General features: G+C 73.7%; 14 protein-coding genes. 5 read left to right on the top strand and 9 right to left on the bottom strand.

The genetic code is table 11. The features are described from left to right. Both ACQP1P_RS11525 and ACQP1P_RS11520 read right to left on the bottom strand, forming a co-directional pair. Complete coding sequence (locus ACQP1P_RS11525; protein WP_433085801.1) at positions 1-768, bottom strand: SDR family NAD(P)-dependent oxidoreductase; 768 nt, start codon at positions 766-768, stop codon at positions 1-3. Beyond that, complete coding sequence (locus ACQP1P_RS11520) at positions 765-1376, bottom strand: TetR/AcrR family transcriptional regulator (RefSeq protein WP_433085799.1); 612 nt, start codon at positions 1374-1376, stop codon at positions 765-767. Before ACQP1P_RS11520 ends, ACQP1P_RS11525 begins: the two co-directional genes overlap by 4 nt. A gap of 100 nt (positions 1377-1476) precedes the next feature. On the opposite strand from ACQP1P_RS11520, the gene ACQP1P_RS11515 reads away from it, so the two are divergent. The 4 genes from ACQP1P_RS11515 to ACQP1P_RS11500 are packed head-to-tail and all read left to right on the top strand — an operon-like array spanning position 1477 to position 5409. Continuing rightward, positions 1477-2235 carry an SDR family NAD(P)-dependent oxidoreductase gene (locus ACQP1P_RS11515; protein ID WP_433085797.1) on the top strand — a complete coding sequence of 253 codons (759 nt, stop codon included), beginning with the start codon at positions 1477-1479 and terminating at the stop codon, positions 2233-2235. Positions 2236-2253: 18 nt separating this feature from the next. After that, the gene (locus ACQP1P_RS11510; protein WP_433085795.1) at positions 2254-3420 is read left to right on the top strand and encodes a thiolase family protein; all 1167 of its coding nucleotides are present in this window, start codon (positions 2254-2256) and stop codon (positions 3418-3420) included. A 4-nt stretch (positions 3421-3424) separates the two neighbouring features. Further along, entirely contained in the window at positions 3425-4606 is a 1182-nt protein-coding gene (locus ACQP1P_RS11505; protein WP_433085793.1) for an acyl-CoA dehydrogenase family protein, read from the top strand. After that, complete coding sequence (locus ACQP1P_RS11500; RefSeq protein ID WP_433085791.1) at positions 4603-5409, top strand: crotonase/enoyl-CoA hydratase family protein; 807 nt, start codon at positions 4603-4605, stop codon at positions 5407-5409. The genes ACQP1P_RS11505 and ACQP1P_RS11500 overlap by 4 nt, the downstream gene beginning before the upstream one ends. Positions 5410-5463: 54 nt before the next feature. Here ACQP1P_RS11500 and ACQP1P_RS11495 read toward each other — a convergent pair whose 3' ends face one another. Genes ACQP1P_RS11495 through ACQP1P_RS11485 form a run of 3 tightly spaced genes read right to left on the bottom strand, consistent with a single transcriptional unit; the run spans position 5464 to position 7840 of the window. Continuing rightward, a complete protein-coding gene (locus tag ACQP1P_RS11495; RefSeq protein ID WP_433085789.1) occupies positions 5464-6243 on the bottom strand; it encodes an enoyl-CoA hydratase-related protein in 780 nt (259 codons plus the stop codon). Beyond that, positions 6240-7220, bottom strand: a complete 981-nt coding sequence (locus tag ACQP1P_RS11490; protein ID WP_433085786.1) for an NAD(P)H-dependent flavin oxidoreductase — start codon at positions 7218-7220, stop codon at positions 6240-6242. The genes ACQP1P_RS11495 and ACQP1P_RS11490 overlap by 4 nt, the downstream gene beginning before the upstream one ends. Continuing rightward, the gene (locus ACQP1P_RS11485; RefSeq protein WP_433085784.1) at positions 7217-7840 is read right to left on the bottom strand and encodes a carboxymuconolactone decarboxylase family protein; all 624 of its coding nucleotides are present in this window, start codon (positions 7838-7840) and stop codon (positions 7217-7219) included. Before ACQP1P_RS11485 ends, ACQP1P_RS11490 begins: the two co-directional genes overlap by 4 nt. A 121-nt stretch (positions 7841-7961) precedes the next feature. Between ACQP1P_RS11485 and ACQP1P_RS11480 the strand changes: the two genes are divergently transcribed. Continuing rightward, positions 7962-8582, top strand: coding sequence for a TetR/AcrR family transcriptional regulator (locus ACQP1P_RS11480; RefSeq protein WP_433085782.1), 621 nt, complete (start codon positions 7962-7964; stop codon positions 8580-8582). Here the strand turns inward: ACQP1P_RS11480 and ACQP1P_RS11475 are convergent. The 4 genes from ACQP1P_RS11475 to ACQP1P_RS11460 are packed head-to-tail and all read right to left on the bottom strand — an operon-like array spanning position 8579 to position 14784. After that, entirely contained in the window at positions 8579-8911 is a 333-nt protein-coding gene (locus tag ACQP1P_RS11475) for a DUF6285 domain-containing protein (RefSeq protein WP_433085780.1), read from the bottom strand. The two genes, ACQP1P_RS11480 and ACQP1P_RS11475, sit on opposite strands and share 4 nt — an antisense overlap. Before the next feature lie 14 nt (positions 8912-8925). After that, positions 8926-9828 carry a phosphotransferase family protein gene (locus ACQP1P_RS11470; protein WP_433085778.1) on the bottom strand — a complete coding sequence of 301 codons (903 nt, stop codon included), beginning with the start codon at positions 9826-9828 and terminating at the stop codon, positions 8926-8928. After that, a complete protein-coding gene (locus ACQP1P_RS11465; RefSeq protein ID WP_433085776.1) occupies positions 9825-11342 on the bottom strand; it encodes an AMP-binding protein in 1518 nt (505 codons plus the stop codon). Before ACQP1P_RS11465 ends, ACQP1P_RS11470 begins: the two co-directional genes overlap by 4 nt. Beyond that, positions 11335-14784: an ABC transporter permease subunit gene (locus ACQP1P_RS11460; RefSeq protein ID WP_433085774.1), complete on the bottom strand. Its 3450-nt coding sequence runs from the start codon at positions 14782-14784 to the stop codon at positions 11335-11337. The genes ACQP1P_RS11465 and ACQP1P_RS11460 overlap by 8 nt, the downstream gene beginning before the upstream one ends. Positions 14785-14789: the final 5 nt, after the last annotated feature.

Raw genomic sequence — 14789 nt, 5'->3', positions numbered from 1 at the left:
TCAGATCGTCGCCGCGAGGCCGCCGTCCACCAGCAGGGTCGTCCCGGTGACGTACGAGGATGCCCGGCCGGCCAGGAACAGCAGCGCCCCGTCGACCTCGGCCTGCTCGCCGAAGCGGCCCAGCAGGCTGTGTTCGGCGACCATGGCGCGGAGGTTCTCCTCGCCCGTCGCGGTCATCTCACTGGCGAAGTAGCCGGGGCAGAGGGCGTTGACCCGGATGCCCCGGCGGCGGGACCACTGCTGCGCGAGGTCGCGGGTCAGCCCGATCACGCCCGCCTTGCTCGCGGCGTAGGCCGCGCCCGGGAACCGCGAGGCGACGACGCCGTGGACGCTCGCCACGTTGACGATGGACGAGCCCGGCGGCATGACCCTTGCGCAGGCCTGGGCCGTCCAGAACGCGCCGTGGAGGTTCACGTCGATCACCTGGCGGAAGGCGTCGGGGGTCTCGCGCAGGGCCGGGACGGAGCCGCCGAGGCCGGCGTTGTTGACCAGCACGTCGACGCGCCCGTATTCGGCCGTGGCCGCGTCGGCCAGTGCCTGGCACTGCTCGGGCACCGTGACGTCGACCGCCCGGACGATGACGGACGCTCCCGTCGCCCGCAGCTCGTCGGCGATCTCGTGCAGCCGGTCCAGGCGGCGGGCGCCGAGGACCAGGGTGCCGCCGACGGCCGCGACGGCCCGGGCGAACCCCAGCCCGAGCCCGGAGCTCGCGCCGGTGATGACCACCACCCGGTCGTCGAGCCGGAACGCGTCGAGCGGCCCGCTCATCGGGGCGCGCCTTCGCCGGCCCGGTGCTGCACGGTGGCGAGCGCGAGGTCGGCGTAGCGGCGGGCCATGGTGGCCGCGTCGACCGGGCCGCCCGGCCGGAACCAGCCGGCGACGCCCTGGCACATCGACAGGATCGCCCGGCCGCACTCGTCCGGGTGCGGGGTGTGGAAGACGCCCTGCTCGACTCCCCCGCGGATCGTGTCGCGCAGCTCGCGCTCGAGCTCGTCGCGCCGGGCGACGTAGCGGGCCCGGTTCTCGGGGGTGAGGCTGCGCCGCTCGGAGTCGAGGAACGCCAGGTCGCGGTGGTGCGCGGTGTAGAGGACGATGGCCTCGACCAGCGCGCTGAGCCGGGCCGTGCAGTCGGTGCCGGCCTCCTCCAGCGCGGCCCGGGCGTGCGTGAGCACGATCCGCATCGCGTGGTCGAGCAGCTCGCGGAGCATCGCCTGCTTGTTCTCGAAGTGGTAGTAGAGCGCCGGCACGGTGACGCCCGCCCGGCCGGCGATCTTGCGGACCGAGGTGCCGTCGTAGCCGTGCTCGACGATCTCGTCCAGCGCCAGCGCCAGCAGCGGCTGCAGCTCAAGTGGGGGGTAGTCCCGCCAGTCGCTCAAGGTCACCTCATCTCGGCCGGACCTGGAACCTAGCAAACGCTCGCTAAGTACGCTAGCTTAGCGAGCGCTAACTCAGTCAACCGGGTGCGGAGGTCGTGGCATGGAAGTCCGGGGCAAGCAGGCACTGGTGACCGGAGGCGCGTCCGGGCTCGGGCTCGCGACGGTGGAGACCCTCGTCGCCGCCGGGGCCCGGGTGGTGGCACTGGACCTGCCCGGCGCGGACCGGAGCCGGCTGGACGCGCTCGGCGACGCGGTCCGGTTCGCCGGCGCCGACGTGACCGACGAGGGGGCGGTCGCGGCGGCGGTCGAGCTGGCCAACGACGAGGGCGGCCTGGCCGTGCTGGTCAACTGCGCGGGCATCGGCAATGCCTTCCGGACCGTCGGCAAGCAGGGGCCGTTCCCGCTCGCCGACTTCGAGCGGGTGATCCGGGTGAACCTGGTCGGGACCTTCAACGTGCTGCGCCTCGCGGCCGCGGCGATGGCGGGCAACGAGGTCACCGGCGAGGAGCGCGGGGTCATCGTCAACACCGCGTCGGTGGCCGCGTTCGACGGGCAGGTCGGGCAGGCCGCGTACTCGGCGTCCAAGGGCGCCGTCGTCGGCATGACGCTGCCGATCGCCCGCGACCTCGCGGGCCTGAAGATCCGCGTCGTCACCGTCGCCCCGGGGACCTTCGAGACCCCGCTGCTGGGCCAGCTGTCGCAGGAGGTTCGCGACTCGCTCGGCGCCCAGGTGCCGCATCCGAGCCGGCTCGGCCGCCCGGCGGAGTACGCGCAACTGGTCGCGGCCATCGTCGCCAACCCGATGCTGAACGGCGAGACCATCCGCCTCGACGGCGCCATCCGCATGGCCCCGCGCTAGAAGATCTGGAGAGAGACCATGCGTCAAGCGGTCATCGTCGACATCGTCCGGACCCCGTCGGGCAAGGGCAAGCCGGGCGGCGCGCTGTCCGGGGTGCACCCGGTGGAGCTCTACGCCACCGTGCTGCGCGCCCTCGCCGAGCGCAACGACCTGGACCCGGGGCGGGTCGAGGACGTGATCACCGGCTGCGTCGGCCAGGCCGGCCAGCAGGCCCTGAACATCGGCCGCACCGCCGTGCTCGCCGCGGGCTGGCCGGAGTCGGTGCCGGCCACCACCATCGACCGGCAGTGCGGCTCCAGCCAGCAGGCGGTGCACTTCGCCGCGCAGGGCGTGATGGCGGGCGCCTACGACATCGTCGTGGCCGGCGGGGTGGAGTCGATGAGCCGGGTGCCCATGGGCGTCACCGCGATGGGTCAGGACACCCAGGGGCCCTCGGTCGCCCGGCGCTACCCGGAGGGGCTGGTCAACCAGGGCGTCTCCGCCGAGCTCATCGCCCGCAAGTGGGGGCTGTCGCGGGAGCGGCTGGACGAGTACTCCGCCCGCTCGCACCGCCTGGCCGCCGAGACCGCGAGGGCCGGCGGGTTCGACGGCGAGATCGTGCCGGTGGACGCGTTCGGGGCCGACGAGACGATCCGCCCGGCGACGACGCCCGAGAGCCTCGCCGCGCTGCGACCGGCCTTCGACACCCCCGAGATGCGCGAGCGGTTCCCGGACGTGGACTGGCGGATCACGGCGGGCAACTCCTCGCCGCTGACCGACGGCGCCTCCGCGGCGCTGATCATGGGCGAGGACGTGGCCGAGCGGCTCGGACTGCGCGCGCGGGCCCGTTTCCACGCGTTCGCGGTCGCCGGCGACGACCCGCTGCTCATGCTGACGGCGCCGATCCCGGCCACCCAGCGGGTGCTGGAGCGGGCCGGCCTGGGCATCGACGCGATCGACGCCTACGAGGTGAACGAGGCCTTCGCCCCGGTCCCGCTGGCGTGGCTGGCCGAGGTGGGCGGCGACCTCGAGCGGCTCAACCCCCGCGGCGGCGCCATCGCGCTGGGCCACCCGCTCGGCGCCTCCGGCATCCGGCTGATGGGCACGATGCTGCACCACCTCGAGGCCACCGGCGGCCGGTACGGGCTGCAGACCATGTGCGAGGGCGGCGGCATGGCCAACGCCACCGTCATCGAGCGTCTCTGACGACATGGCCAAGGACCTCTGGGCCCGCCGCCCGTTCTTCACCGCCGAGCACGAGGCGTTGCGCGCCAGCGTCGCCGAGTTCCTCGGCCGGCACGTCACCGAGCACGTCGAGTCGTGGGACGAGGCCGGCATCATCCCGCGCGAGCCGTGGCTCGAGGCCGGGCGGCAGGGGCTGCTGGGCATCAACGCGCCGGAGGAGTACGGCGGCGGCGGGGCCATCCGCGACTTCGGCTTCCGCTGCGCGATGATCGAGGCGTTCGCCAGGGTCGGCGCCACGTCGCTCGCCGCGGGGTTCTCCGTCCACGCGGACATCGTGCTGCCCTACTGCTTCGACCTCGCCACCCCGGAACAGGCCGAGCGGTGGGTGCCGGCGCTGTGCTCGGGCGAGCGCATCGGCGCCATCGCCATGACCGAGCCCGGCACCGGCTCGGACCTGCAGGGCATCCGCACGACGGCCCGCCGCGACGGCGACCACTGGGTGCTCAACGGGGCCAAGACGTTCATCACCAACGGCATCCTGAGCGACCTCGTGATCGTCGTGGCCCGGACCGATCCCGACCCCGGCGCCGGGAGCCGGGCGTTCAGCCTGCTGGTCGTCGAGCGGGGCACCCCCGGCTTCGAGCGCGGCCGCAAGCTCGCCAAGGTCGGCCTGAAGAGCCAGGACACCGCCGAGCTGTACTTCCACGACGCGATCGTCCCCGCCGGCAACGTGCTCGGCGAGGTCGGCCGCGGGCTGTCGTACCTGATGAGCCACCTGCCGCTGGAGCGGCTGGGGATCGCCGTCGCCGCGTGCGCCGGCGCCCGGGCCGCGCTCGCCTGGACCGTCGAGCACATCGTGCAGCGGCGGGCGTTCGGCCAGCCCATCGCGTCGTTCCAGAACACCCGCTTCGCCGTCGCCGAGATGCTCACCGAGCTGGAGGTGTCGCAGGCCTACGTGGACGACGCCGTGCTGCGGTTCAACCGCGGCGAGCTGAACGCGGTGGACGCGGCCAAGGCCAAGTGGTGGGCGACGGAGATGCACAAGCGGCTCGTGGACCGCTGCGTGCAGCTGTTCGGCGGCTACGGGTACATGCTCGAGTACCCCATCGGCCGGGCGTACGCCGACACCCGCGTCACCACCATCTACGGCGGCACCACCGAGATCATGAAACACATCATCGCGCGCGACGTGCTGGAGACCCGATGACCGACACCGAACCGGCCGCCCTCTACGAGCGGGCCGGCCACATCGCCGTGATCCGGCTGAACCGGCCGCAGGCCCTGAACGCCGTCAACGCCGCGCTGTCCACCGCGGTCGGCGAGGCGCTGGAGCGGGCGGCGGCCGACCCCGAGGTGCGGGTCGTGGTGGTGACCGGCAACGGGCGGGCCTTCTGCGCCGGCGCCGACCTCAAGGAGCTGGCCGCCGGGCGCTCGGTCGCCGCGCCGGAGCACCCGGAGTGGGGCTTCGCCGGTCTCGTCCGGCACTGGGTCGACAAGCCGCTGATCGCGGCCGTCAACGGCTTCGCCATGGGCGGCGGCACCGAGATCGCGCTCGCCTGTGACCTGGTGGTCGCCGCCGAGGACGCGCGGCTCGGCCTGCCTGAGGTCACGCGGGGCCTGCTGGCCGCGGCGGGCGGGGTGGTGCGGCTGCAGCGGCAGGTCCCGCTCAAGCGCGCCCTGCAGATGGCGCTGACCGGCGACGCCGTCGACGTGCGCGACGCGGCCGACTGGGGCCTGGTCAACGTGGTCGCCCGGCCCGGGGCCGCGCTCGAGGAGGCCATGGCGCTGGCCGAGCGCATCGCGGCCAACGCGCCGCTGTCGGTGCGGTACACGAAGCGGGTCATGCACCAGGTCGCCGGGGCCGGCTCGGACTGGGACCCGGACTGGTCGCGGCACGAGCCGTGGACGGTCAACGCCGAGGCGACCGAGATCGTCTTCGGCAGCCGGGACGCGGTCGAGGGGCCGACCGCCTTCGCCGAGAAGCGGGCGCCGGTCTGGGAAGGCCGCTAGCCGACGCGCCCGGCGTCCGCCGGATCACCCCGCGGGGAGGTCCGGCGGACGCCGCTACGCGGGGTAGACGGGGTCCCGGCGCTCCCGCAGGGCGGACAGGCCCTCCGCGTAGTCGGGGCCGTCCAGCAGCTCCCCCTGGTCCTCCAGCTCGCGGCGCATGGCCGCCTCCAGTTCGTCGGCACCGGCCCGCCCGAGGGCGCGTTTGGTGCGCCGCAGCGCCTCCCGCGACGCGCCGGCCGTCCCCGCCGCCAGCGCGCGGGCGGTCGCGAGGAGGTCGGCGGCCGGGACGACGTCGGAGACCAGGCCCCATGACAGCGCGACCGGGGCCGGCACGCGCTCGGCGAACAGCGCCATCCGCGAGGCCCGCACCCGCCCGATCGCGGCCGGGAGCAGGTGGGTCGCTCCCCCGTCGGGCAGCAGTCCGATCCTGACGAACGGCAGCTGGAACCAGCTCGTGTCGGCGGCGAGCACGGCGTCGCAGGCGACGGCGAACGAGACGCCGACCCCGACCGCCGGGCCGTTCACCGCGGCGACGACCGGGATGCCGGCGCGGACCACGGCGAGGACGACCTCGTTGGCCGCGGCGACGATCGCCCGGCCGTCCGCGCCGCCGGTCGCCGCGCCCGCCGGGGAGACGTCGGCGCCGGCGCAGAAGGCCCGCCCCTCCCCGGTCAGCACGACGCAGCGCACGCCGGGCCGGGCGGCCGTCTCGCGCAGGCGGCCGGCCAGCAGTCGCATGCCCGCCAGATCGAGGGCGTTGAGCCGGTCGGGGCGGGCCAGGGTGACCGTCGCCACCGGGCCGTCGACCGTGACCCGCACGGCGTCGCCCGTCATCGTCCCGCCACGACCAGGGTGCCCAGCTTCGCGGTGATGAGCTCCTCGGCCTGCGCGACCATCCGGCTGACCAGCTCGGCCACGGTCGGGATGTCGTCGATCAGCGCCTGCGACTGCCCGACGGTCCAGAGGCCCCGCTCCAGCTCGCCCGTCTCGTAGACCTCGCGGCCGCGGACGCCGGCCACGAGCTCACGCACGTCGGCGAACTGGCCGCCGGCCCGCAGGATCTCGACGACCTCGTTGCTGACGGAGTTGATGGCCACGCGCGAGGTGTTGCGCAGCGTCCGGAAGATCAGGGTGGTGTCGAGCTCGGTCGACTCGACGATCCGCCGCTTCACGTTCTCGTGCACCGGCGCCTCCACCGTGCACATGAACCGGGTGCCCATGTTCACCGCGTCGGCCCCCAGCGCCAGCGCGGCGACCAGGCCGCGGGCGTCGGCGATCCCGCCCGAGGCGACGATCGGCACGGTGAGCCGGCGGGCGGCGGCCGCGATGAGGATGAGCCCGGGCACGTCGTCCTCCCCCGGGTGGCCGGCGCACTCGAAGCCGTCGATGCTCACCGCGTGCACCCCGAGCGACTCGGCCTTGAGCGCGTGCCGCACGCTCGTGCACTTGTGGATCACCTTGATGCCCGCGGCGTCGAAGGCGGGCATGTGGTCCGCGGGGCTGAAGCCGGCCGTCTCCACGACCCGGACGCCCGACTCGATGATCGCGTCGCGGTACTCGGCGTACGGCGGCGGCGTGATGGCGGGCAGGATCGTGAGGTTGACCCCGAACTCCTGGTCGGTCAGCTCGCGGCAGCGGGCGATCTCCTTGGCGAGCGCCTCGGGCGTCGGCTGGGTGAGCGCGGTGATGAACCCGAGCGCACCGGCGTCCGCCACCGCGGCCACCAGCTCGGCCCGGCCGACCCACTGCATCCCGCCCTGCACGATGGGGTGCCGGACGCCGAACTCGCGGGTGAAGCGCGTCTCGATCATGCCATTCCTCCGATGGCCAGGCCGGTCTTCGGGTCGAAGCCCTCCGGCGCGGCGATCTCGACCACCGGATCGTCGGCCGCGTCGTACTCGGTCCGCAGCGCCCGCGACATGATGGCGTGCTGCACGTAGAGCGCGGTGATGTAGGTGAGCTCGAGGATCTGCTCGTCGGTGAGGTGCTCGCGCAGCGCGTCGAAGACCTCGTCGGCCACCCGGCCGCCGGCCAGCGCGAGCGCGTCGGCGTAGGCCAGCACCACCCGCTGCCGGGCGTCGAACAGCGGTGAGACCTGCCAGCCGGGGATGGCGGCGACCTGCTCGTCGCTCAGCCCGGCCCCGCGGCAGGCCTTGGCGTGCTGCGAGTAGACGAACCGGCTGCCGATCGCCCAGCCGGCCCGGGCCTGGCCCAGCTCGCGCAGATCGGGCGGGAGGTGCCGCTTCGGGCTCTGGTACAGCGTGAAACCCCGCACGGCGTGCCTGAGCACGTCCGGCACCAGTGCGAACACGGTCCACCAGTCGCCCGGCGTGCCGGTGGCGGTGCCCGGCTCGGCCACCGGGTCCCGGTCGTCGAACATCCGGTCGTAGCAGCCGAGGACCAGCGGGTCGTCGGTCTCGGTCCGGGACACTTCACGGAGTCTGGGCACCGCTGTCTCCTGTCGCGCACGCCCGAAATCGGGCGACAAAATTGATGTTAATATCACTTTTAGGTTCCCCCGAGACGCGGGAAGACGACGGAAAGCAGGAGCGATGCCACGCCAGTACTCCAAGGGAGCGCGCACGGCGGCCGCGTTTCTCGAGGCGGCCCGCAAGGAGTTCGCGACCCGCGGGTACCTCTCGACGAAGGTCGAGGACATCGCGCGCACGGCCGGCCGGTCGCCCGCGAGCTTCTACAACTACTTCACCGACAAGGCCGACGTGCTCGCCGCGCTCGCCCAGGCCTTCCACGAGGACACCCGCGCACAGATCGCCGCGCCGTACCAGAAGGGCCGCCCGCCGGAGGAGGCCATCCGCACGGCGATCACCATCTTCTGGGAGACCTACCGCGACCGGCTCGGCGCGCTCAGCGGGGTGTTCCAGGCGTCGATGGCGGACCCGACGTTCCTGGCGAGCTGGCGGGAGATCCGGCAGTCGGCCATCGATTTCATCGCCCAGGGCGTCGAGCGGGCCCAGAAGGACGGCTACTGCCCGGGCATCGACGTGCGGATGACCTCGTCCGCGCTGTCCTCGATGCTCGAGCTGTCCTGCTACGTGTGGCTGGTGCAGGGCGGCGACAACGGCGACTCCCACGTCGACGAGCACGCGGCGATCGACTCGCTCGCCAGCATCTGGTACCACGCCATCTACTGGCGCCCGCAGGAGCATGACTAGGCGCGGCCGAGCACGCGCAGCTCGACCTCGGTCCGCCGGCCCAGTGCCGCGACCACCTGGGCGAACCGGGCGGGGTCGAGCCCGGCCCTGATCTCGGCGACCAGGGCCCGTTCGTCCGCCACGCCGAGCTCCGCGAAGACCGCACCGTCGACCAGCTCGCGCTCGGGTCCGGCGGCCAGGTCCCGCCGCACCGTCTCCAGCGCGGCGACGCACGCCTTGAGCAGGTAGCGGGCGCGTCCGCCGGCCTCCGGCAGGATCTCGGCCCGCAGCGTCTCCACGACGGCCGTCAGCAGCTCGTCGTGGCCCGGCACCGCGGCGTGCGATGGCATGTGTTCTCCCGTCGTCATCGCAGCAGCCCGAGCAGGTCGTGCTCCACCTCGACCACCCGCCGGCCGACCAGCGCCAGGTCGATGGAGCGGGTCGTCCCGGACAGGTGCCGGTCCGCCTGCTGCAAGCAGCCGACGGCCCAGATCCAGGTGCCGAGCACGACCGCCCAGGCGAAGTCCGCGTCGGACACGTCCGCGCCCGACGCGGCCCGGTACCCGTCGAGGAAGTCCCGGACGTCGCCGAAGCCCCCGACCACGCCCGGGCCCCGGAAGCGCCAGCTCCGCACCGCGATCCAGCCGAGGTCCTCCAGCGGATCGCCGCGGTGGGCCGACTCCCAGTCGAGGATCCCGACGAGACCGTCGCCGTCCACCACGAAGTTCCCGAGCCGGAAGTCCCCGTGGGTCACCGCCGTCCGGCGCCGCGGCGGCCGCCGCTGCAGCAGCCACGCGTAGGCGAGCTCGAGCACCGGCCGGTCCGGGTCGAGCCGGTCCAGCGTCGCGCGGTACTCCACCAGCCGGTCCTCGTCCGGCAGGCCCGCGACGGCCGCGGGGTCGACGGTGTGCAGCCGGCCGAGGGCGTCGCCGCACTGGCGGGCCAGCCGCGGCCCGGCCGAGCCGGTCGTCAGCCCGTCGAGAATCCGGCGCGGCACGGTCTCGCCTTCGAGCCGCTGCAGGACGAGCCCGCCGGGCACCACGGCGATCACCTCCGGCGCCGCGACCCCGGCCGAGCGGGCCGCGCGGATGACGCCGGCCTCGAACGCGGCGCCGCTGCCGCGCCGCTCCCCGGGGGGATCGGTCAGCAGGATCAGCTTGCGGCCCGCGGACTCGAACGCCCAGACCTCCCGGGACGAGCCGCCGGTCAGCCGCTCCAGCCCGGTCACCGGTGCCCCGAGGGCCGCGGTGAGCGCCGTGTCGTTCATCGGCCGGCCACCCGGTCCCACGTGCCGGCCGTGAACGGGTCGCGTTTGAGCTCCACCTTGCGCACCTTGCTGGTCGGGGTCTTCGGCAGCTCGTCGAGGAACTCGATGTACCGGGGAACCATGAACCGGGGCATCGTGGCCGACAGGAACTCGGCCAGCGCCGGGGCTTCGAGCTTCACGTCCGGCACGGGTACGACACAGATCTTGATCTCCTCCTCCCCGTCGTCGGACGGCACGCCGATCGCCGCGCACTCCAGGACGTCCGGGTGGGCGGTGACCATCGACTCGACCTCGAACGAGGAGATGTTCTCCGAGCGCCGCCGCACCGCGTCCTTGACCCGGTCCACGAGGTAGTAGTTGCCCGTCTCGTCGCGGCGGAAGGCGTCGCCGGTGTGGTACCAGCCGTTGCGCCAGGCGCGGGCGGTCTCCGCGGGCCGGCCGAGGTAGCCCAGGTTCATCGTCCACGGCCGGTCGCAGCGCACGATCAGCTCGCCGATCTGGCCCGCCGGCACCTCGGTGTCGAAGTCGTCGACGATGCGCAGCTCGTAGCCGTCCCGGGCGCGGCCGCAGCTGCGGTGGTCGACCACGTGGTCGCCGGTCGCGATCGGCCAGCCGGCCTCGGTCATCCCGTAGTTGGTCCGCATGCGCAGCCCGAACCGCCGCTCGAACGCGGCGTAGTCGGGCAGCAGCGGGCCGCCGGTGATGCTCTCGAGCGGGTTGTCGCGGTCGTCGGGGCGCGGCGGCTGCTGCCAGATGAAGTTCGCCATCGCGTAGAAGGCCCAGGCCCGGTTGCAGGAGTGTGCGCGCACGTCCGGCCAGAAGCGGTCGGTCTTGAAGCCGTCGCGGAAGACGAACGTGCCGCCCCAGTGGGCGACGATCTGCAGCGGCACCTTGCCGCCCAGGTGGAACGCGGCGAACGGCGCGTAGAGCACGTCGCCCGGCCCGATGTCGTCGAACGTGTCGATCCCGGTGACGAGCTGTCCCCAGGGCGTGAGCACGCCCTTGGACGGCCCGGTGGTGCCGGAGGTGTAGATGACGGCGGCGGTGTCCCACGGCTTCGGGTCGTCCCGGCCCGCCAGCACCGCCGGGTCGAAGGCCAGCGGCTGCCCGAGCTCCAGGGCCAGGACGGCGGCCCCGGGCTCCGCGGCCTGCCGCAGCTCGTCGGCGCGGGGCCCGGTCGTCACGACCAGGCGGGGCCCGCAGTCGTGCAGCACGTGCCGGAGCATCTCGCCGCGGTACGCCGGGTTGATCGGCACCTGGACCGCGCGCAGCCATCCGCACGCGATCCACAGCGCCTGCTCGTCGATGCACGTGGGCAGCAGCACGGCGACCCGGTCGCCCTGGCCCACGCCCTGTTCCCGCAGCAGCCCGGCGAACTGTTCGACCCGCCGCTGGAACGCGCCGTACGTGACCCGCCCCCGCTCGGTGTCGATGAGGAAGTCCTTGTCGGCCAGCTCGGCCGCCCGCCGGCGGATGAGGCCGGGCAGCACGCGGGCCGGGTCCAGCTCAGCCACTCGCGACCTCGCTCAGGTAGCTGCGTTCGAGCTTCGACCAGTCCCGGGCGAGCTCGGCCGCGGTGCCTGCGGCGACGACCCGGCCCCGCCGCAGCACGTAGGCCCGGTCGGCCACGTCCAGCGCCCGCGCCGCCTGCTGCTCCACGAGCAGCACGCCCAGCCCGTCGTCGGCGGCCCGCCGGATCGCCCGCAGCAGCCGGTCGACCACCAGCGGCGCCAGGCCGAGCGAGAGCTCGTCGGCGAGCAGCAGCGCGGGCCGCCCGGCCAGGGCCCGGGCCAGGGTCAGGATCTGTTGCTCGCCGCCGGACAGCAGGCCCGCGCGGCGGTCGAGCAGCGGGGCCAGCTCGGGGAACGTCTCCAGCGCGACCGAGCGCGCCCCCCGGCCGAGCCGCAGGTTCTCGGCCGTGCTCAGCTGCATGAACACCGAGCGTTCCTCGGGTACGAAGGCCATGCCCTCGCGGGCCCGCCGGTGTAGCCGGGCCGGGGCCGGATTGCCGCGCCACAGCACGGAACCGGCCAGCGGCCTCAGCTCCCCGGCGAGGGTCAGCAGGGTCGTGGTCTTGCCCGCGCCGTTGGGCCCCAGCAGCGCGACGACCTCGCCGGGCCGGACCACCAGGTCGAGGTCGCGCAGCGCGGCCAGGTCCCCGTAGCCGGCGCTGAGCCCGCGCGCCTCGATCAGCGGCTCACCGTCCACAGTGGCCGGTGCGCGCTCCACCACCCCGACCGGTCCGGGCTTGGCGGCATCGCCGAGGTAGGCGGTGATGACGGCCGGGTCCGAGCGGATCTCCGCGGGCGTTCCGGTCGCGATCACCTTGCCGAAGTTGAGGACCGAGACCTGGTCGCTCACGTCCAGCACGACGGAGACGTTGTGCTCCACCAGCAGGACGGCCATCCGCAGCTCGGTGGCGAGCCGGCGGATGAGGTGGCCGAGCTCGGCGGTCTCGGTGTCGTCGAGGCCGGCGGCCGGCTCGTCGAGCAGCAGGACCGAGGCCCCGGTGGCGACCGAGCGGGCGATGGCCAGCAGCCGGCGGCGGCCGTACGGCAGCTCGTCGGGCTTGCGTTCGAGGTCGTCCTCCAGGTGGAACTCGCGGATGGCGGCCAGCGCCGCCGGCGAGTACCGCTCCCGGCCCGGGGCGACGAGGTTGGTCAGGAACGCGAGCCAGTCGCGCCGGTCGCTCGCGGCGAGCAGGTTCTCCCGGACCGTCATCGTCTCGAACAGCTCGAGGCTCTGGAAGGAACGGCTGATGCCGGCCGCGGCGCGGCGCTGGGCCGGCCACCGGCTGATGTCCTGCCCGTCGAGGGTCATCGAGGCACCCGGGCTCTCCACGAAGCCGGTGAGCGCGTCGATCAGCGTCGTCTTGCCCGCCCCGTTCGGCCCGATGAGCCCGTGGACCTGCCCCGGCACGAGCTTGAGCGCCACCCCGTCGAGCGCGGTCACGCCGCCGAAGCGCACCGTCAGCCCGCTCACGTCCACCGGGCGCTCGGTCACGCTGAACGTCGTCGCCCCGTCCAGCTCGGCGATGTCGCGCCGGCGGACCCGGCGGCCGCCGCGCGCCCGCACCCACCTGGGCAGCAGCCACCCGGGCAGCCGCTGCGTGGCCAGGCCGTTGGGCAGCTGCGGCAGCACCAGGAGCAGGGTTAGGCCCAGGATCATCTGCCCGACCTCGTTGCGCGAGATGAACTGCGCGAACGCGGTGCCGGGGAACAGCTGCGAGATCACGCCGGAGAGCAGGCCGGCCGGCGCGTACATGGCGCCGATGACGGCGCCGACGAGGTATCCGATGCCGCCGATGATCGAGAAGACGACCGCGAAGATGGACTGGAACGCGGTGTACGTCGGCACGAACGTCACGTTGGGCTGGCGGAACGACAGCAGGACGCCGCCGGCCGCGGCCAGGCCGGCCGAGATGCCGAAGGCGAAGATCTTGGCGCGGGCCACGCTGATGCCGATGCTGGCGGCGGCGCGCTCGTTGGAGCGGACGGCCACCAGGCGCCGGCCGGCCCGGCCCCGCCGCAGGTTCGCGACCATGAGGGCGGCCAGGATGAACAGCACCAGGCAGAAGATCGCGTAGCGGCTCGGCCAGAAGTACGTGTCCATGTCGATGCCGAAGATCTTCGGCGAGCCCACGTTGATGCCCGTGAACCCGCCGGTGCGCTCGGTCGAGGAGAAGATCTGGTGCTCCAGCACGACGGCCAGGCACAGCGTCACCACGGCGAGGTTCATGCCGCGGGTCCGCAGAGCGGGCAGGCCGACGACGATGCCGACGGGGATCGCGCCGGCGACGCCGATCAGCAGGGCCGCCCAGAAGGGCACCCCGTGGTCGGCGACGAGGCGCGCCGCGATCCAGGCGCCCATGCCCGCGAGCGCCATCTGCGCCAGCGACAGCTGTCCCGTGTAGCCGGTGACGACCACGATCGACAGCACGACGAGGCCGAGCGCGAGGGTGATCTCGGTCGCGCCGAGCAGGGCGGGCGGGAACACGAAGTACAGCAGCCCCGCGGCGACGAGTCCGGCGCCGATCAGCACCGAGGGCCGCACCGTGCCGCTGCCGAGCTGCGGCGGGCGCTGGATCGCCTCGCCCCGCAGCGGCAGGGACCGCCCGGAGACGACGAGCACGAGGATGATGACGATGAACGGCACCGTCTGGCCCCAGCCGTCGGCGTGCTGCCGGGTGCCGATCCAGGCCACCTCGGACTCGAGCATGCCGATCAGCAGCCCGCCGGCCATGGTCAGCGGGAAGGACTTGAAGCCGCCGAGCAGAGCGGCGGCGAGGGCCGGCACGATGAGCATCGCCAGGTTCTCCACCTGCAGCGTGCCGATGCTGACGATGAGCACGGCCGACACCACGCTGAGCGCGCAGCCCACCATCCAGTTCACGGTGGCGACGGTGTCCGGGGAGATGCCCAGCGCCGAGCTCGCGCGCCCGTTCTCGGCCACGGCCGAGGTTGCCAGGCCGAAGCGGGTGGAGCGGTACACGACCGTGAGCACGGCCGCGAGCACGATCCCGACGCCGAGGATGGCGAGCCGGTCGGTGCCGATCCTGATGCCGGGCAGGACGGTCGTCGACCCGCCCGGCAGGATCGAGTGGACGATCCGGGCCTGTCCCACGCCGAAGAGGTACTGGCCCAGGCCGAAGAGCAGCGCGAAGACGCCCAGCGTGGCGATGAGCCGCGACACCGGCGGTGCGTCGCGCAGTGGTCGCATGACGAGGTGGTGCACCAGCGCGCCGATGGCCAGCCCCACGCCGATGGCGAGCAGTGCCGCCACCGGCGTGGACGTGCCGTCCTCGCGCCGCAGGTAGAAGACGTAGGCGCCCAGCATGCCGACCGCGCCCTGGCTGAAGTTCAGGATGCCGGAGCCGCGGTAGATGAGCACAATCCCGAGGGCGGACAAGCCATAGATCGCGCCGGCTCCGAGTCCGAGCACGGCGAACCTGATCACGTCGG

The organism is Dactylosporangium sp. CA-052675 (assembly GCF_050947935.1).
Classification (GTDB): Bacteria; Actinomycetota; Actinomycetes; order Mycobacteriales; family Micromonosporaceae; genus Dactylosporangium.
Note: the sequence above shows the minus strand (reverse complement) of the source record. Positions and strands in the feature narration are given on the sequence as shown.